Here is a 19,690-nt window from a genome sequence, read left to right as displayed (position 1 = left end):
AGTCCACGTCTGGTGGCCGCCGTCGGTGCCGGCGGCGGTCTGGGCGTACTCGACCTGTCTGTCGACAACACACCCGGCTTGCGGGCGGTGCGCGAAACCGCGTCACTGTCCTCCGTACCGTTCGGAATCCGGGTGGCCGCAGGCTGCGAATTTCCCCTGTCCGATGTGGAGCGCGCGGCTGCCGGCAGGCTCTCCACGATCATCGTGGCAGCGGACTCACCCTGGCCCTGGGCGGAGGAGGCGGCCCGGCACCGGGTTCTCGTCGAGGTCACCGACCTCGACGAGGCCCGCCGGGCCGCCACGGCCGGCGCGTACGGGCTGATCGTCCGCGGATCGGAGGCAGGCGGCCGGGTCGGTGAACTCAGTTCGTTCGTCCTGATGCAGCGGATTCTCGCCGACGACACCCTGGACCTGCCGGTCTGGGTCTGCGGCGGCATCGGCCCGCGCACCGCCGCGGCCTGCGTCATCGGCGGGGCCCGCGGCGTGGTGCTGGACACCCAGCTCGCGCTCATGCCCGAGGCCGACCTGCCGGACGACACGATCGCCGCCATCCGCCGGATGGACGGCTCGGAAACCGTCCTTCATGGACACGTACGGGGAATTCCCCGACCTGGCACCCGTGACCTGCTCCAGGTCGGCCAGGACGGGGGACTGGCGTCGGAGTTCGCCCGCCGCTGGCCGGACGCCGCCGCCGCGGTACGCGGGGTCAGGGCGGCGATCCGCGACGCCATCGCCGACGACGCCGCTCCCGATTTGCTGGCCTCCGGAGCGCCGCTGGCCCGCGCGCTCGGCGTGCGGTTCCCGGTGGCGCAGGGTCCGATGACCCGGGTCAGTGACGAGGCGCCGTTCGCGGCAGCGGTCGCGGACGGCGGCGGGCTGCCGTTCGTCGCGCTGGCGCTGGCCGACGCGGAACGGTCCCGGCGCCTGCTGCGCGAGACCGCCGCCGTGCTGGGCGACCGTCCCTGGGGGGTCGGCATCCTCGGGTTCGTCCCGGACGAGCTGCGGGCGGCGCAGCTCGAGGTGATCCGGGAGATTCGACCGACCTGCGTCATCGTCGCCGGAGGGCGGCCGGCACAGGCGACCGTGCTGGAGGCCGACGGCATCGCGACCTTCCTGCACGTGCCCTCGCCCGGTCTGCTGCGCCAGTTCCTGGCCGCCGGTGCCCGCAGGTTCGTCTTCGAGGGCGCGGAGTGCGGCGGGCACGTCGGTCCCCGGGCCAGCTTCCCACTCTGGGAGGCCCAGCTCACGGTGATCGAGCAGCACCTCGACGCGGGCGGCGACGGCGCCGGGCTGGAGGTGTTCTTCGCCGGCGGCGTCCACGACGCGCGGTCCGCCGCCATGGTCGCGACCATGGCGGCGCCGCTGGCCCGCCGTGGCGTGCGGATGGGTGTCCTGATGGGTACGGCCTACCTGTTCACCCGGGAGGCGGTCGAGTGCGGCGCGATCCGGCCCGGGTTCCAGCGCGAGGCGTTGGCGGCGACCGGCACCGCCCTGTTGGAGACGGCACCCGGGCACGCCACCCGGTGCCTGCCCAGCCCGTTCGTGGACGACTTCCACCGGCTCCAGGCCGAGTTGTCCGCCGCCGGAGCCGACAGCCGGCAGGTGTGGCAGCACCTGGAAATGCTCAACGTCGGCCGGCTGCGACTCGCCAGCAAGGGCGTCCGCCGCGACGGCGACGACCTGGTGGCGGTCGACGAGCACACCCAGTCCACCGAGGGGCTGTTCATGGCCGGCCAGGTCGCCGTGCTGCGCGACGCGCCGACCACCATCGCCGACCTGCACGCCGGGGTGACCGGTGACGCGGCCGCCTTCCACCGCGAGCGGACCCGGGCGTTGCGCGCCGGACTCGGCACCCCGGAGCCGGCCGGGCAGCCGCGGGAACCCGCACCGCTGGACATCGCGATCGTCGGCATGGCCTGCGTGTTCCCCGGGTCGCCCGACCTGGCCGGTTTCTGGCGGACGATCCTCGACGCCGAGGACGCGATCACCGAGGTGCCCGCGCAGCGGTGGGACGTCGACACCTACTACCGCCCCGAGGTGGGCCCCGACCAGGCCGGCCGGTACACCGTGTCCAAGTGGGGCGGCTTCCTCCGGCCGGTACCCTTCGACGCGATCCGGTACGGCATTCCGCCGGCCGCGCTGGGCAGCATCGATCCGACCCAACTGCTGGCGCTGGAGGTCGCGCACCGGGCGTTGCTCGACGCGGGGTACCCGCCGGAGTCGTCCACGGTGGACCGCTCCCGGATCGGTGTGGTCTTCGGTGCCGAGGCCGGCAGCGACATGGGGCACGCGCAGACGCTGCGTACCATGCTCCCCGGCTATCTGGGTGCGGTGCCCGCCGGGCTCGAGGGTCAGCTCCCGACGGTGACCGAGGACTCCTTCCCCGGCGTACTGGCGAACGTCATCGCCGGCCGGGTGGCCAACCGGCTGGACCTGGGCGGGCCGAACCTCACCGTCGACGCCGCCTGTGCCTCCTCGCTGGCCGCGCTCGACGCGGCGTGCAAGGAACTGCTGACCGGCGACAGCGACGTGATGGTCTGCGGCGCGGCCGACCTGCACAACGGCATCAACGACTTCCTGATGTTCACCTCGGCCCACGCGCTCTCCCCGACCGGGCGCTGCCGCACCTTCGACAGCTCGGGCGACGGGATCGCGTTGGGCGAGGGGGTGGCCTGCGTGGTGCTGCGGCGGCTGGCCGACGCCGAGCGCGACCACGACCGCATCTACGCGGTGATCAAGGGCGTCGGCGCGTCGAGCGACGGCCGGGCCCTCGGCCTCACCGCGCCGCGTGCGGAGGGCCAGCGGCGGGCGCTGGACCGGGCGTACCGCAGCGCCGGGGTCTCGCCGAGCCGGGTGGGGCTGGTGGAGGCGCACGGCACCGGCACGGTGGTCGGCGACCGTACCGAGCTGGAGACCCTCACCAGGCTTTTCACGGACGCGGGTGCGGCGGCCGGAGAGTGCGCACTGGGCTCGGTGAAGTCACAGATCGGGCACACCAAGTGCGCCGCCGGTCTGGCCGGCGTGATCAAGGTCGCCCTCTCGCTCCACCACGGAGTCTGTCCACCCACGATCAACCTGAGCCGGCCCAACCCGGCCTGGCAGCCCGAGCTGAGCCCGTTCGCGTTCTACACCGAGTCGCGTCCATGGCTGGCGGCCCCCGCGGATCGACTGGCCGGGGTGAGCGCCTTCGGCTTCGGCGGCACCAACTACCACGCCGTACTCAGCGGTCACGCCGGCACGGTGCCGCCGCGCCACACCCGGCACGAGTGGCCTGCGGAGCTCTTCTGCTTCCGGGGCGCCGACCGGGCCGCGGCACACCGGTCGGTGTCGGCGCTGGCGGGCGAGCTGGCCGCGCCGCGGGTACCCGCCGTCCGGCTGCGCGACCTGGCCGCCCGGCTGGCCCGGGAGTCCGACCGCCGGAGCGGCCCGGTCCAGGTCGCCGTCGTCGCCCGTGACCTGGACGAGCTGGCGACGCTGCTGCGGCGGGCGCTGGCCGGTGAGCACGACCCGAGGAGCGGCCTGGTCCAGCCGTCCCGGCCGCCCACCGGGGGCACGGTGGCCTTCCTCTTCCCCGGGCAGGGCAGCCAGCGGCCGGGTGCGTTGGCCGACCTGTTCGTGAGCTTTCCCGAGCTGCGGCGCTACCTTCACCTCGGCGGCGAGCTGTCCCGGCTGCTCTGCCCGCCCAGCGCGTTCGGCGAGCCGGCCCGGCGCGAGCTCTCCGACCGGGTCCGGGACACCCGTGCCGCGCAGCCGATCCTCGGCATCTGCGGTCTCGCCGTCGACCATCTGCTCCGCCGGCTCGGCGTCCAGCCGGACGCCGCCGCCGGGCACAGCTACGGCGAGCTGGTCGCGCTCTGCGTGGCCGGCGCCTTCGACGAGCAGACCCTGCTGGACCTCAGCCGGGAGCGGGCGGACGCCATCCTGGCTGCCGCCGGTGCCGACCCGGGCACGATGGCCGCGGTCGCGGGGACCGCGCGGCAGGTCGGCGACATCCTCGCCGACGGTGGCGTCGACGACGTGGTCGTCGCCAACCACAACGCACCGGACCAGGTCGTGATCTCCGGACCCAGCCCGGCCGTCCGGGCCGCGGTCGCGACGTTGACCGACGCCGGACTCTCCGCCCGGGGACTCCAGGTCGGGTGCGCGTTCCACAGTCCGCTGGTCGCCGGGGCCGGCGAGCGGCTGGCCGAGGTACTGGCCCGGACCCCGGTGACGTCTCCGGCGATTCCGGTCTGGGCCAACCGGACCGCCGGGCGCTACCCGGACGACCCCGACGGGGTCCGGCGCGAACTGTCCGCGCAGGTCGGCGCGGCGGTGCGGTTCGTGGACCAGATCGAAGCGATGTACGCCAGCGGGGTGCGGACCTTCGTCGAGACCGGTCCGGGTCAGGCGCTCACCCGGCTGGTCGGTGCGGTGCTGGGCGACCGCCCGCACCTGGCCGTCGCGTGTGACGGTGCGCCAGGTGCGGGGCTGCGGGCTTTCCTGCTCGCGCTCGCCGAGCTGGCCTGTGCGGGCGTACCGGTGCAGACCGGCTGGCTGTTCCGGGGCCGGGACGCGGACGGTGCCCCGGAGCGCGAGTCTCCGGCCCGGCCGACCTGGACGGTCGACGGTCAGCTCGTCCGGGACGCCAACGGCGACTGCCTGCCCGGTGGCATGAGGCCACCCCGACGCGTCGAGGAGTTGCAGATGACCACAGCGGCTGGCGGACGCGACGATCTGGTTGCCGAATATCTGCGGACGGCCCGCGAGCTGATCGCCTCGCAGCGTGACGTCATGCTCGCGTACCTCTCGGACGGGGCGCCGGGGAACACCGGCCGGCTGGTCTGGCAGCCCGCCCAGGCGGAGCTGGCGGCGTCGCCGGCGGTCGCCGTACCGGCGCCGGCCGAACCCGCACCGGAGCCGGTCGAGGCGGCGCCCCCGGCCGAGCTGGACTTCCAGGGCGCGGTGCTCGCGGTCATCAGCGAACGCACCGGATACCCGGTCGACCTGGTCGGCCTCGACCTCGACCTGGAGGCCGACCTGAGCATCGACTCGATCAAGCGCGCCGAGGTCGCCGGAGAGGTCGCCACCCGGCTGCGGCTGCCGGTGGCCGGCGGTGACCAGGCCGCGCTCGAGGACCTGGTCAAGGCGCGCACGGTCCGCGCCATGGTGGAGTGGTTGACCGAGAAGGTCGCCGCCACCGCATCAGCGGGTAGCACGTCCGTTCGGCCACCGGAACCACCGGGGTCGCCACGCTCCCCGCAGGCGGCGGAGCGGACCGGGCCCGACCATCCGATCGCGGCGCCGACCCGGATGGTGGCCCGCCGGCTGGCCCTGACGGAACCGGCAGGTGCGGCGGAAGGCGACCTGTCGGGCGCTACCTTCCTGGTCACCGGTGCCGGGCCGGTGCCGGACCGGGTGGTGGAAATGCTCCGCGAGCGCGGTGCGACCGTGCGGAGCGCAGCGCTGGAGGAGGACCGGCCGCTCCCGGCCGACGAGCTGGCTGCGGCCGGGAAGCTGGACGGACTGGTCGTGCTCGACGGCCTGACCGCCACCGGGTGGCAGTTGCTGCCGGCGGTCTTCCCGCTGGTCAAACAGGCCCTGGCCGCCGGCCCCCGCTGGCTGCTGGCCGCCGCCGCGGCCGGCGGGACCCGGACCGACGGCCTGCCGGGTCTGTTCCGGACGATCAACCGGGAGTACCCGGCGGTGTCGGCGCGGCTGGTAGAGGTGGACGGCTCGGCGCCGGCCGAGCGGCTGGCCGCCGAACTGGTCGAGGAGCTCCTGGCCGGCGGGCAGGTGCCGGTGGTCTGCCGGGACGACGGCGTCCGGTACACCGTGGACCTGGTCGCGGAACCGCTGCCCGGCCCGTCCGGCGGCGGCGCCGGGCCGGCGGCCGACGGGGTGGCGGAAGCGCGGGCGCTCGGCCTCGGCAGCGACTCGGTGGTGGTCCTGATCGGCGGTGCGCAGGGCATCACGGCCTCGTTCGCCCGGCTGCTCGCGTCCGCCACCCGCTGCCACCTCCAGCTCGTCGGCCGTACCTCGCCGCCGGACCGTCCCGAGGAGCCCGACACGGCCGGCGCCGCCGACCTCGCCGGGATACGCGCGGCGCTGTCCCGGCGCGGCCTGCGCTCGCCGGCCGAGATCGACCGGATGGCGCAGGCCATCATCACCGGACGCGAGGTCGAGGCCACCGTCCGCGAACTGCGTGATCTCGGCAGCCAGGTGCGTTACCACACCCTGGACGTGCGCGACCAGGAGGCGACCCACCGGCTGCTGAAGGAGATCCAGAGCGAGTACGGCCGGATCGACGGCCTGGTGTTCGCCGCCGGCATCATCGAGGACAAGCTGCTGGCGGACAAGTCCCCGGAGTCTTTCGCCCGCGTGTTCGGCACCAAGGTGGACGGTGTGCGCGGTGTGCTGGAGGCACTGGAGGACCTGCCCCGGGCGCCCCGGTTCGTGGTCCTCTACGGCAGCATCGCCGCGGCCTTCGGCAGTCGCGGCCAGGGCGACTACGCGGCCGCGAACGACGCGATGGCCGCGATCGGCGGGCGGTGGGCGGCCCGTACCGGCATCCGGTGCCTGACCGTGCACTGGGGACCGTGGGCGCCGGTGGCCGGGCACCGTGGCATGGTGACGGCCGAGCTGAGCCAGGAGTACGCCCGCCGCGGCATCGCGCTGATCGACCGCGAGGAGGGTGTGCTCAGCCTGCTGCGCGAGCTGGCCTGGGGTGACGCCACGGTCGGCTCGGTCGTCTACACCGCCTCGGGCTGGTAGCCGTGACCGGGCCGATCGCCATCGTCGGGATGGCCGTGCTGATGCCCCGGGCGCGGAACCTGGAGGACTACTGGCGCAACCTGGTCGACGGGGTGGACGCCATCACCGACGTACCGCCGAACAAGTGGGACGCGGAGTTCTTCGACCCCGACCAGGCGCACCGGCCGGACCGGCTGTACTGCCGGCGCGGCGGGTTCGTCGACGAACTCGCCACCTTCGAACCGCTGCGCTACGGCCTCATGCCCGCCTCGGTCCCCGACATCGAACCGGACCAGTTGATCGCGCTGGACGTCGCCGCCGCGGCGATCGAGGACGCTGGCGGGTTCGACCGGCTCCCCGACGGCGACCGGGTCGGGGTGATTCTCGGCCGAGGTGGCATCCTCAGCCCGGCACAGGCCCGGTACGCCCAGCGGGTGCGGATGTCCAGCCAGGTGACCATGGCACTCCGCGAGCTGCTGCCCGACCTGGAGCCCGGCCGGCTGGACCTGGTGCGGCAGCTCTTCGACGAGCGGCTCGGGCCGCACCAGCCGGAGGGCACGATCGGGCTCGTCCCCAACCTGACCGCGTCGCGGATCGCCAACCGGTTCAACTTCCGTGGCGCCGCGTACACCCTCGACGCGGCCTGCGCCTCCTCGCTGATCGCAGTGGACCAGGCGATCAGCGAGCTGTACCGCGGGCGGCTGGACGTGGTGCTGGCCGGCGGGGTGCACCACGTACACGACATCAGCTTCTGGTCGGTCTTCAGCCAGCTCCGGGCGCTGTCCCGGCGCGGCGAGATCCGGCCGTTCGACCGGGACGCCGACGGACTCCTGATCGGCGAGGGCACCGGCATCGTGGTGCTCAAGCGGATGGCCGACGCGGTCCGGGACGGTGACCGGGTCTACGCCGTGGTCAGGGGCATCGGGGTGTCCAGTGACGGCCGTTCGGCCAGCATGTTCAACCCGGCCACCTCCGGCCAGGTACTCGCCATCCGGCGGGCCTGGCAGGCGGCCGGGCTGGACCCGACCGCGCCGGACGCGCTGGCGCTGCTGGAGGCGCACGGCACCGGTACCCCGACCGGCGACGCGGCGGAACTGGCCACCGTGGCCGAGGTGTTCGGTCCGGACCGGGGCGGAACCCGGCCGGTGATCGGTTCCGTGAAGTCGATGATCGGCCACACCATGCCGGCCGCCGGGATCGCCGGGCTGGTCAAGGCGGTGCTGGCCGTACACCGTGGCGTGCTGCTGCCCACGCTGCACTGCGACCGTCCCCGGCCCGAGCTGGCGCGGACGCGGTTCCGGCCGCTGCCGACGGCGGCTCCGTGGGAGGGCACCGGCCCGCGCCGGGCCGGGGTGAACGCGTTCGGCTTCGGCGGCATCAACGCGCACATCATCGTCGAGCAACCACCGGACCCGCCGCTGCGGCGCGGCACGCCCCCGGCCAGGCTGACCGTCGAGGAGCCGGAGCAGGTACTCCGGCTGGCCGCACCCGACCCGGCGGCGCTGCGCCGGCTGCTCGACGCCGACGACGCCGAGGTCCGCGCCCTGGCCGCCGCCGACACCACCGAGGTCCGCGCCCTGGCCGCCGCCGACACCACCGGGGTCCGCGCCCGGGCCGCCGCCGACCCCGCCGGGCAGCGGTGCCGGATCGGGATCGTCGGCCCCACCGCCGACCGGCTCGGCACCGCCCGGCGCGCGGTCGCGCTGGGCCGGGCGTGGCGGGGCGGTCGCGACGTCTGGTTCAGTCCGGAACCGCTGCTGTCCGGCCCGACGGCCGGGCAGCTCGCGTTCGTCTTCCCTGGCCTGGAAGCGGAGTTCACCCCTCGGGTGGACGACGTGGCGGCACACTTCGGCCTCCCGGACCGGGACTGGTCGGTACCGGATCTCGGCCAGCACGGGGTCTGCGTGATCGAGGTGGGCCGGCTGCTCGACGCGGCCCTGCGGCGCGTCGGCGTGCTGCCCGACGCGGTCGCCGGGCACAGCCTGGGCGAGTGGGCGGCGGCGGCGACCACCGGGCAGATGAGCACGGCGTCCGTCGAGGAGTTCCTGGCCCTGTTCAACGCCGACGCGGTCGAGCTGGCCGGCTACCTCTTCGCGTACGTCGGTGCCGGCGTCGAGCAGGTGCAACCGCTGCTCCGCGACCACCCGGGCGTACTGATCTCGCACGACAACGCGCCCAGCCAGTGCGTGGTCAACGGGCCGGAGGCGCAGGTGCAGCGGCTCGTCGCCGAGCTGCGCCGCAACCACGTCATCTGCCAGCCACTGCCGTTCCGGTCGGCGTTCCACACCCCGGCGTTCGCGAACGGGCTGGAGGCGATCGGCGCGGCGTTGCGCCGCTGGGACGTGGGTACCCCGTCCCGCCCGGTCTGGTCGGCGACCATCGCCGCCCCGTACCCGTCGGATCCGGCCGAGGTGTCGGCGCTGTTCACCCGACACATGGTCGAACCGGTCCGGTTCCGGGCCACCGTCGCGGCCATGCACGACGCCGGAATCCGGGTCTTCCTACAGGTCGGAGTCGGACAACTCAGCTCGGTCATCGCGGAGAACCTGCGCGGGCGCGATCACCTCGCGATGCCGGTCAACGTGCCGGCCCGGAGCGGATTGGCCCAGCTCCGCCGGGTGGCCACCGCGCTGTGGGTGGAGGGCGCCGACCCGGACCTCTCCGCGCTCCCGTCCGCGCCGGCAGGCGCCGCGTCGGGTACCTGGCCGACGCCGCCCGCCTCGGGTGGCGGACCGGCGGCGAGCAACCCGCCGGTACGTCGCGGCGCACCGGTCCGGCTCGACCTCGGCGGACCGCTGGTGCGGCTCGGCCCCGGCGCGAACGGCCTGCTGGGCGTCACCGGACACCGCACCGGGCAGGTCAGCGCGTCCGGCGACAGCGCCGCCGCATCCGGCGGGGCGGACGTGCTCAGCACCCTCGAACGGCTGGCCGGGGGTTCGAGCGCCGCCGCCGAGCTGGCCGCGCTGCTGAAGGACACGGCACACAGCGCGGTCAGCGTCCTGGACGCCGCGAGCCGGACATCGTCGTACCGGGAGATCCTCCGGGTGTCCCTGGACGACATGCCGTACCTGCGGCACCACTGCTTCTTCGTCCAGCCCGACGACTGGCCGCACCCGGAGGACCGCTGGCCGGTGGTACCGGCGACCACCGTCGTGCAGCACATGATGGACGCGGTGGAGCGGGCGGCGCCCGGCGCACGAGCGGTCGCGGTCCGCGACGCCCGGTTCCACCGCTGGGTGATCGCCGCGCCCCCGCAGGACGTCGAGGTCACCGTCGAGCCCGACGGCCCCGGCCGGTACGCGGTCTCGCTCGGCGCGTTCGCCAGGGCCGTGGTGGAGGTGGCCGACGCTTATCCCACCGACCCGCCTCCGCCGCTGCGCTACGACCCGGGCACCGAACGGCCGCCCACGATCAGCGCCGCGCAGATGTACGCCGAGCGGCTGATGTTCCACGGACCGATGTTCCAGGGCGTCAGCGAGGTGCACGCGCTCGGCGACATGCACGTGCGGGGCGTGGTGACCACCCCGTCGCCGCCCGGCGCGCTGCTGGACAACGCGCTCCAGCTCATCGGCAACTGGCTGATCACCACCCAGCCGTGGCGCACCGTGGCGCTGCCGGTGGCGCTCGGCCGGATCCGGTTCTTCGGCCCACCACCGCCGGCCGGGAAGGCGTTCACCTGCGTCGCCCGGGTCCGCTCCATCGACGACACCCAGCTCGTGGCGGACACCCAGCTCGTCGACGGCGACCGGGTCTACGCCGTGATCGAGGGCGCGGTCGACCGGCGCTTCGACAGCCACCCCTCGGCCCGCCCGGCGGAGCGCTTCCCGGAGCGGTACCCGATGTCACAGCGGCAGCCGGAGGGCTGGGCCATGGCCTTCGACGCCTGGACCGACCCGGTGACGCTGGCCATGGCCGCCCGCGGCATTCTCGGCGGCGCCGCGTACGCCGACTTCGAGCGGCAGCCCCCCGCGACCCGTAAGCGCTGGCTGCTCGGCCGGATCGCGGCCAAGGACGCGGTGCGGTTCCGACTGTGGGAGGACGGCCACGTCGACGTGTACCCGATCGAGCTGACCGTCCGCGACGAGCCGGACGGGCGGTCCCGGGTGGATCCGCGACCGGGCCGGGGCATGCCCGAGTGCGACGTGTCGCTGGCCCAGTGCGCCGAGATGGCGGTGGCGATCGCCCGGCCACGCGCCGGGACGGCACCGCCCGGCGCGCCGGCGATGGGCATCGACGTCGCCGAGATCATCGAGTCGCCGGAGCGTACCACCGGGTTCGACGAGGCGGAGTCCGCGCTGCTGGAGGCCGTGGCCGCGACGGGGGACCGGGCCACCTGGCTGACCCGGGCCCGGACGGCCAAGGAGGCGGTGGCCAGGGCGGAGGGTGCCGGTCCGAACGGCACCGCGGACCGGTGCACCGTGGTGGCGGCCACGCCCGACGAGACCACGGTCGCCGTCTCGGACCGCACCTACCGGGTCGGGCACCGGACGGTGGCCAACCCCGACGACCTTCCGGCGCGGCGCTACGTCGTGAGCTGGACCTGGGGGCCGGTGTCGGAATGACGGACGAGCCAACGACAAGGGGGAGTACCGGATGATGCCGGCACAGGTCGCCATCCTCGCCGAGGTCACGGACATGCTGCGCGCCGTCCGCGACGACATCGACGCCGAAGTCACCATGGACACCACGTTCCGGGAGGACCTCGGCATCGAGAGCATCGAGATCGTCGCGCTCGCCGGCCGGTTGCAGGCCCGGTACGGCAACGCGGTGAACCTGGCCCAGTTCGTCGCCGGCCTGGACCTCGCCTCCATCCGCGACCTGCGGGTCGGGGAACTCGTCGACTACATCGCGGCGGCCCTCGACCCGCCGGTACGCACATGACGACCCTGCGGGTGAACGGGATCTCCCTGCATGTCCAGGTGCTGGCACCGGTGGCCGAGCGGGCCGCCCCGGCGGTGCTGGTGCACGGCCTGGGCGTCGACACGCTGGCCAGTTGGTACTTCACCCTGGCCGGGGCGGTCAACGACACCGGACGCCGGGTGGTGATGTACGACCTGCGGGGACACGGCCGCAGCGAGCGCCCGGCGACCGGGTACCGGCTGGACGACTTCGTCGACGACCTGGCCGGCCTGCTGGCGGCGCTCGGCGTCACCGGCCCGGTCTGCCTGCTGGGCAACTCCTTCGGCGGGACGGTCGCGTTCGGGTACGCGCTGCGGCACCCGGAGCGGGTCAGCGGCATCGTCGCGATCGAGTCGGCACCGCCGGTCGAGGAGTGGCTGTCGCGGGCCCACCGCCGGCTGGAGCTGCCCGCCGCCCGCGAGCGGTACGGCGCCTCGACGCTCGCCGCCGACCTCGGCAGCAGCCGGCCGACGGATCCGGCGGAACTGGCCGGGATCACCTGCCCGGTCCTCTGCGTGTACGGCGCGGAGTCCGGTCTCGCCGCAGCCCTGCCGCGGATCCGGAACTGGCTGCCGCAGGCACGCATGGCGGTGGTGCCCGGGCAGCGGCACACCGTCCTCGTCGACGCGCCCGCAGCGGTACGCGAGCTCGTCCTGCCCTGGTTGGACACCTTGGAGGGGAGGCATCCGGATGACCGCACCGATCTCGGGGCGCTGGATCATCATCAGCAACGGCCGCTGCGGCTCGACACTGCTCTCTGACCTGATCGCCGATCATTCCGACACGCTGTCGGTGCAGGAGTTCTTCATGTCGACCGTACCGGCGACGAAGAGCGACGCGGTGCTCGCGGGTGCCGAATACTGGGCGTTGCTGAGCAGTCCCAAGCCGGACCTGGCCGCGCTGTTCCGGATCGGCCTGCTGCCCCGCGAGGTGCGGTACCCGGCGGACGGCCGCTGGGCCGGCGAGCTGACCGCGCTGCCGGGCATCCTGGCGGTGACCCTGTCGAAGATCTCCGACAACCCGGACGCGCTCTTCGACGCGCTGGCCGCGCGGGTGCCGGGCTTTCCGCGCCAGCCGGTGGGGCGGCACCACGAGATGTTCCTCGACCTGCTGACCGTGCTCACCGGACGGCGGCGCTGGGTCGAGCGCTCCGGCGGCTCCAGCTATCTGGCGCCGTACCTGCTGCGGGCCTTCCCGGACGCCGGGTTCGTCTATCTGACCCGCAACACGCCCGACACGGCGCGGTCGATGAGCCGCCACTCGTCGTTCCAGATGATCCAGCTCCGGGCGGAGTTCCTGGGCCGTTGCGGGGTCGACCCGTTCTATGCCGAGCCGGAGTCGGTGCCGGCGGATCTCGCGCCGCTGCTTCCCGACCGGCTGACCGCCGCCGCACTGCGCGAGCGGGGTCAGGACGTGCGCCGCTACCTCTGGCTGTGCGCGTTCCTGACCAACCAGGTGGAGCAGGCCCTCGCCGACGTCGCGCCCCGACGGTTGCTCACCATGCGGTACGAGGACCTGGTCGCCCGACCGGTCGAGGAACTGGGCCGGCTGGGCCGGTTCCTGGAGTTCGCGGACTGGGCCGGTTGGGCGGACGTCGCCTCGGAACGGGTCGTTGCGCCGGCACCCAGCACCCGCCATCAGATCGAGGGAGGAGCAACGGTCTCATGAACATCCGTCGCAGATATCCGACCCGACGACACCGGCTCGGCGCGGTGCTGGCCGTGCTGTTGCTGACACTGCCGTTCACGGCCACCCCGGCCACGGCCACTCCGGCCCCGGCCGACCCTGAGCCGGGGCAGCGCGCCTCCGTGACGAGCACGTTGCCGTACCAACTCATCGCGAAGGCGCGTCCGGACGAGTGCTTCAACGGGATCGGCGTGGTCTACCCGGCCGGACCGCCGTGCGCACAGGGACAGCCGAAGGTCAACCAGGCGTACGTCTGGGGGCTGGCCCAGGTCGGCACCCGGGTGTGGTTCGGCACCGGCGCGAACGTGCACTGCGTGGTGCAGGGCGCGACGCTCGGCGAGCCGCAACCCGTCGCGATCCCGGACTACGTGTGCGAGTACGGGGAGAGCCAGATCGTCAAGCAGAACCCGATCGTGCCGGCGGCCGTCGGCGACCAGCGCCGGCCGGAGGTGTTCTACTTCGACCAGACGACCCGCACCGTGGTGCGCAAGACCACCGACATCGAGAACGCGTCCGCCGCCGACCAGCTCCGGCTGCGGGCGACGCTCGGGCTGCGGGCCGGTGGCGCCTTCAACAACGTGGTGCTCTTCGGTGGCCCCGGACTCAACAACAGCATCAACCTGTTCGCGTTCAACGGCACCACGGGGGCCTTCCTCGGGTCGACGAACCTCACCGCGTACGGCAACATCCGCCACTTCGTGGTGGCCGAGGGCGCCCTGTACGCGGGCGTCGGAATCGGGCGCAACGGTGAGGACGGCGGCCAGGTGCTGCGCTGGACCGGCAGCCTGACCAACCCGTTCAGCTTCGTGACCGTGGCGAACCTGCCGGCGCAGGCCGCCGACCTCACCTACTTCAAGGGCCGGATCTACGTCAGTTCGTGGTCGACCGCGCTGGCCAGTACCCCGCAGCAGACCGCCGGCCTGTGGATGAGCCCGCTGCTCGCCGACGGCCAGCCGGGGCTGGTCGCGGGTGACGCGGGTAGCTGGCGGCAGGTCTGGCACGCGCGGATGTACGAGCCGGACCCGGTGATCGCCGGTACCTACGGACTCGGCGGTCTGGCCGCGTTCGGCGACTACCTCTACTGGGGCACCATGCACGTGCCGCTGAAGTCGGCGTTCGCGCTGCGGTTGCGGTACCCGCAGCCGAGCGACGAGGCCAACTGCCAGCTCCTCAAGAGTTCGCTGCGGGCCGCCGTGGTGTTCCGGGGACGGGACTTCGGTGCCACGAACCAGCAGGTCGACCTGCTCTACGGTGCCTCGGAGCTGTCGACGTACGACCCGGCGGCGAACGCCGGTGTCGGCGGCTGGGTGAACAGGCCGACCAACTACACCCCGCTGTACGGCTCCCAGGGCATCGGCAACGGATACAACAACTACCTCTGGAAGATGACCGTGGCCGGCGGGAAGCTGTTCGTCGGCACGATGGACTGGAGCTACCTGCTCAAGGGACGGCTGGGCAGCGGCCGGTGCGGCCACGACATGGGGGAGTACAACGACTACGGCGGCGACCTGTGGATGTTCAGCACTCCGGACGGGCCGGGGACGCCGGTCGACACGGTCGGGGTCGGCAACTATCTCAACTACGGGATCCGCAACATGCTCGCCGACGGGTCCAGGCTGTATCTGGGCATGGCCAACCCGATGAACCTGCGCACCGATCCCAACGACGCCGTTCCGGAAGGCGGTTGGGAGCTGATCGAGATGACCGTCGGGTAGGGCGGGACCGGCATGGTTGGCCGACCGGCATGGCACCGGCGGGTCCGGTCCGTGCTGCCCCCGGTGCTTGCCGCGCTGCTCCTGGCCGGCGGCTGCTGGTCGGCGGACCCGCCCCGCCGGCCCGGCGGATCCCCGCCGGCACCGTCCGGCGGGGCGGCGCCCGAGGGACTGCCCGCCGGCACCAGCGAGCACGCGATCACCGTGGACGGCCAGCGGCGCACCTTCCGGGTGTACCGGCCGGCCACCCTTGCCCGGTCCGCCCCGGCACCGCTCGTGGTGATGCTGCACGGCGCCCTGGGCAGCGGAGGCCAGGCGCAGTCGTCGTACGGCTGGGATGCCGCGGCGGACCGCGCGGGATTCCTCGTCGCGTACCCGGACGGGATCCGGCGGGCCTGGGCGGTCAGTCCCGGCTGCTGCGGCCCGCCCGCCCGGTCCAACGTGGACGACGTCGGGTTCGTCGAGCGGATGGTGTCGGCAATCGCCTCCGGGACGCCGGTCGACCCGGCCCGGATCTACGCCACCGGGATCTCCAACGGCGGAATGCTCGCGTACCGCCTCGGCTGCGACACGACCCTGTTCGCGGCGATCGGGGTAACCTCGGCCACCCTGTTGGGCCCGTGTCCGGCGCCGGCGCCGATGTCGGTGATCCACCTCCATGGCACGGCGGACCGCACCATCCCCTACGGCGGCGGGCCGGGCCGGCGGGACAACGGCGGCCAGGGGGCGATGCCGGCCGACACCGCCGGCCCACCGGTACCGGCGCTGATCGACACCTGGCGGCGGGTTGCCGGGTGCGAACCCGCTACGGTCAGCGTCGCGGGCGCCGTGACGACCTCGGCCGCCACCTGCCCGGACGGGCGAGGCGTCACCCTGGTCACCATCGCCGGGGCCGGCCACCAGTGGCCGGGCCAGCCGGGGCCGGGCGGTGCGGCGGCACGGGCACTGCTCGACCCGCCGTCACCGGCCCTGGACGGTACGGCGGTGATCTGGGCGTTCTTCAGCGCCCACCCCGGACCCTGAGTGGTGCCGCCCACCGCCGGCCGCCGTGCCGGGGCGTGCGGTGCAGACCGGCCGGCGGGTGCGAAGGGTGCTATGCGGGACAGGACGAGGGACCATCCAATGAACCTCTTTCAACCCGAACCGCGCGGCGCTCACGCACCGCGTCTGACCTTGCGGCCGACCGCACCGGGAGGGGAGGTTGAGAAAGGTTCGATGCGAATGAGATCCGCGCACGTGACGGCATCCAGCCGCCGTCCTCGAGCTGTTCCTCCTCGAGCTGGTCCAGCTCTGCCTGGAATGGACATTCCGGCACCAACCCAACCAAGCGGCGGGCAGTGCCGCCGCGCGTGTCAGTCGCAGCAGCGAGAGGCCGTCCACGCCAGCGGGTGGAGCTACAAGATCCGGCTCACTCTGTCCCGCGATGAGCGTGTAGCCAGCGGGGTGTCGACCGGTCAATCGTGGTCGTAGACGGTGGTGGCGATGTCGTGGTCACACAAGGTGGCGATGACGAGCGGCTCGATGCGCTCCCACCGGCCACCGGCCAAGCCGCAACCGATGCGCGGCATATGCACGGTAGCGGACAGCCGCGCAGCGTGCTCGGCGACCGCACTCAGGCAACGCTCGACGGCGCCGTATCGGATCGGTGGCCCGCTGCTGCCGGTACGGATCCCGCGCTGGGCGACCATGTTGGCCACCCAGGTGTCGGGTCGGACCTGAATCAACTGGGTAGCGCCAAGGCCGAAGTCGTTGCCGGAGCGTTCACGGTGCCACTGCCGGTAGGCACGTTCGGGTTCCGGCCACCGGCGGGAGACCGCCAGAACGAAGCCCTTGCCCCAGCCACCGAGATCGTTGCATATGTGGGCAATGATCTTTGGTCCCTTGGCCTGAGGACTCGTCGCATCGCCTCTGGTGATCCGCAGTGGTACCACCCGGTGATGCTCCCACCGGCGCACTCTGTCGTCGAGCCCGTTTCCGTCCACCCCGTCACTACCCGGCAACGGAAAGGGCCGGTTGCCGAAGGCGGCCAGGAAGGTCTCCGCCGCCAGGTCGTCGGCGATGCCTCGGGCCGAGCCGGCTCGCGAAGAGCCGGTGGATCGCCGGGTGGTACCGGTCGAAGAGCACAGCGAACAGTTCTGGCTCACCGCACGACTGAGCCTCTCCCCGCCCTGGCCGCGCCCGGGACTGCGCAGGCGCGTCCCGGTCTGCCCGGTGATGTCGCGAGCGTGCCGCGACTGCTCGACCCCGTCAGGGTGGGTGTCGGCCCATTCCGCGAGGTGGGCGAAGAGGGGCCGAGGCTGGATCCGGGTTCGGTGATCCGGTAGCCGACCCGCGCCGCACCGCAGCTGTGCAGGCACGACGAGGTCGTCCCGGCCGGAGGCGACCCATGCATGACGATGGGGGACTGATCCTGATCGTCGTAACCGGCGCCACGGGCAGCGTCGGTCGTTCGCTGCTGAAGACACGCGCGGGTACCGGCGCGGTCACCGCGGTCACGTGGTCAGGATGACGAGCTGCCGGGTCGCCCGGGTCATCGCGACGTAGCGGTCGACCGCTCCCTCGATACCTTCACCGAATCTCTCCGGGTCGATGAGGACGACCAGGTCGAACTCAAGGCCCTTGGCGAGCTCCGGGGTCAGCGACCGGACGCGGGCCGTCTCGCGGAATGCCGGATCGCCGATGACACAGGCGATCCCTTCGGCGTGCGCGGCGAGCCAGGTGTCCAGGATCGGGGTCAGCTCCGAGGCGGAGCTGTGCACGACCGGGATGCCGCTGGTGCGGATCGAGGTCGGCACGTTGGCGTCCGGGAGCACGGCCCGGATGACCGGCTCGGCTTCCGCCATGACCTCTTGCGGCGTCCGGTAGTTGATGCTCAGCGAAGCTATCTCGATCCGGTCGAGGCCGGCCCGCCGGAGGCGGTCCTGCCACGACTCGGCGAACCCGTGCCGGGCCTGGGCGCGGTCGCCGACGATGGTGAAGCTGCGCGACGGGCAGCGCAGCAGCAACATCTGCCACTCCGCGTCGGTGAGCTCCTGGGCCTCGTCCACGACGATGTGCGCGAACGGGCCGGCGAGCAGGTCCCGGGCATCGGCGGGCGGCGGCGCGACGCCGTCGGCCAGGGCGTCCTGGAGGTCCGATTGGCGCAGCATGGTCATCAGGCCCTCGCCGTCGTCGTGGGCGGCGGAGGCGATCAGGTCGTCGACGACCCGGGCCAGCTGCTCGCGGCCGGCGGAGACGGCGGCGTCATGCCGGTGCCGGCGCTCGGCGGCCTTCGCATCGCCGAGCCGCTGCCGCGCGGCGTCCAGCAGCGGCAGGTCGGACACCGTCCATGCCTGGGCGTCCGCGCGCTGCAGCTTGCGGATGTCGTCCGTACTGAGCCATGGGGCGCACTTGCGCAGGTAGGCGGGGACCGACCACAGGTCGCCGACAAGGCTCGGAGCATCGAGCAGTGGCCACGCGCGGTGGAGGACCGCGCGCAGTTCCCGGTTCCGCTCCATCGACGCGCGGAACTGGGCCTCCGGCTCGTCGCCGTCGTACTTCTCCAGCAGGATCGTGAGCAGCGCGTCCCAGATCTGCTCGCGCGCCTCGTTGTGTGGCGTGCCCGGATCGGCCGCCTCGAACGCCTCTGCCCAGTCGTCGGCGCTCAGCCGGATGTCGGACCACCCGGTCGCGACCGTCATCCCCTTCGCGGGCGGCTCCTCGTAGAACCGTACGGCCGCCTCGATCGCCTTGACCATGTCCGCGGACGACTTCAGCGCGGCCACCTCCGGGGCGGGTTCGGCGACCGCTGCGGCACCCTCGGGTACGAGGTCCCGCAGCGTGCAGGTCTGCACGTCCTCCTCGCCCAGGCTGGGCAGCACGTCGGCGACGTACGCCAGATACGGCTGATGCGGGCCGACGAACAGTACGCCGCCGCGCCGGTGACGGAGCCGGGGATCGGAGTAGAGCAGGTACGCGGTGCGGTGCAGGGCGACGACGGTCTTGCCCGTACCCGGACCGCCGTCGACGACGAGCGCGCCCTGGGATCCGGCCCGGATGATCGCGTCCTGGTCGGCCTGGATGGTGCCGAGCACGTCCCGCATCCGGGCCGACCGGTTGCCGCCCAGGCTGGCGATGAAGGCGGACTGGTCGTCGAGCGCGGCGTGTCCCTGCAGGCCGTCGGGGTTGAACACCTCGTCCCAGTAGTCGGTGATCCTGCCACGGGTCCACCGGTACCGGCGGCGGCTCGCCAGGCCCATCGGGTTGGCGTGGGTCGCCCCGAAGAACGGCGCGGCCGCGGGGGAGCGCCAGTCGACCAGCAGCCGGCGGCCGTCGCTGTCGGTGAGGCCGAGCCGCCCGACGTAGACCGGCTCGGCGTCGTCCGCGCCGACCATGCGACCGAGGCACAGGTCCAGGCTGAAGCGGCGCAGCGTACGCAGCCGCGCGGTCAGCCGGCGAACCTCCTGGTCTCGGTCCACCGCCTGCCGGCCCTTGCCGGCGGGCGCCTTGCGTGCGGCGTCCAGCCGGGCGGACAGGTCGGTGTACGTCTGCTCCAGGCTCTCCGCCATGGCCCTGAAATGCTGCTCGTCGTCGGCGATCAGCGTCGGGTCGGCCTTGGCCGCGAGGGTGCCGGGCAGGTTGAACACGGTGGTGGTCTGCTGGTTCATGTCTTGGCTCCGAGG

General features: G+C 73.4%; 9 protein-coding genes. 7 read left to right on the top strand and 2 right to left on the bottom strand.

Annotated features, from left to right (window positions below):
* Positions 1-12 precede the first annotated feature (12 nt).
* From ACSMXO_RS26665 to ACSMXO_RS26635, 7 genes are read left to right on the top strand one after another with little or no spacing between them, the layout of a single operon-like run.
* A complete protein-coding gene (locus ACSMXO_RS26665) occupies positions 13-6,753 on the top strand; it encodes an SDR family NAD(P)-dependent oxidoreductase (RefSeq protein WP_455414273.1) in 6,741 nt (2,246 codons plus the stop codon).
* A gap of 2 nt (positions 6,754-6,755) precedes the next feature.
* Complete coding sequence (locus ACSMXO_RS26660) at positions 6,756-11,294, top strand: beta-ketoacyl synthase N-terminal-like domain-containing protein (protein WP_455414272.1); 4,539 nt, start codon at positions 6,756-6,758, stop codon at positions 11,292-11,294.
* 31 nt (positions 11,295-11,325) lie between these two features.
* The gene (locus ACSMXO_RS26655) at positions 11,326-11,613 is read left to right on the top strand and encodes an acyl carrier protein (protein WP_346257077.1); all 288 of its coding nucleotides are present in this window, start codon (positions 11,326-11,328) and stop codon (positions 11,611-11,613) included.
* A complete protein-coding gene (locus tag ACSMXO_RS26650; RefSeq protein WP_346257076.1) occupies positions 11,610-12,392 on the top strand; it encodes an alpha/beta fold hydrolase in 783 nt (260 codons plus the stop codon). Before ACSMXO_RS26655 ends, ACSMXO_RS26650 begins: the two co-directional genes overlap by 4 nt.
* Positions 12,322-13,299 carry a hypothetical protein gene (locus ACSMXO_RS26645; RefSeq protein WP_455414271.1) on the top strand — a complete coding sequence of 326 codons (978 nt, stop codon included), beginning with the start codon at positions 12,322-12,324 and terminating at the stop codon, positions 13,297-13,299. Before ACSMXO_RS26650 ends, ACSMXO_RS26645 begins: the two co-directional genes overlap by 71 nt.
* Positions 13,296-15,032 carry a hypothetical protein gene (locus ACSMXO_RS26640; RefSeq protein ID WP_455414270.1) on the top strand — a complete coding sequence of 579 codons (1,737 nt, stop codon included), beginning with the start codon at positions 13,296-13,298 and terminating at the stop codon, positions 15,030-15,032. The genes ACSMXO_RS26645 and ACSMXO_RS26640 overlap by 4 nt, the downstream gene beginning before the upstream one ends.
* 51 nt (positions 15,033-15,083) lie before the next feature.
* Positions 15,084-16,052 carry an extracellular catalytic domain type 1 short-chain-length polyhydroxyalkanoate depolymerase gene (locus tag ACSMXO_RS26635; RefSeq protein ID WP_455414269.1) on the top strand — a complete coding sequence of 323 codons (969 nt, stop codon included), beginning with the start codon at positions 15,084-15,086 and terminating at the stop codon, positions 16,050-16,052.
* A 431-nt stretch (positions 16,053-16,483) separates the two neighbouring features.
* Here the strand turns inward: ACSMXO_RS26635 and ACSMXO_RS26630 are convergent, their stop codons facing one another.
* Positions 16,484-17,173 carry a macro domain-containing protein gene (locus tag ACSMXO_RS26630; RefSeq protein WP_455414268.1) on the bottom strand — a complete coding sequence of 230 codons (690 nt, stop codon included), beginning with the start codon at positions 17,171-17,173 and terminating at the stop codon, positions 16,484-16,486.
* 348 nt (positions 17,174-17,521) lie between these two features.
* Complete coding sequence (helR, locus tag ACSMXO_RS26625) at positions 17,522-19,675, bottom strand: RNA polymerase recycling motor ATPase HelR (RefSeq protein ID WP_455414267.1); 2,154 nt, start codon at positions 19,673-19,675, stop codon at positions 17,522-17,524.
* Positions 19,676-19,690: the final 15 nt, after the last annotated feature.

The organism is Plantactinospora sp. DSM 117369 (genome assembly GCF_053764795.1).
Note: the sequence above shows the minus strand (reverse complement) of the source record. Positions and strands in the feature narration are given on the sequence as shown.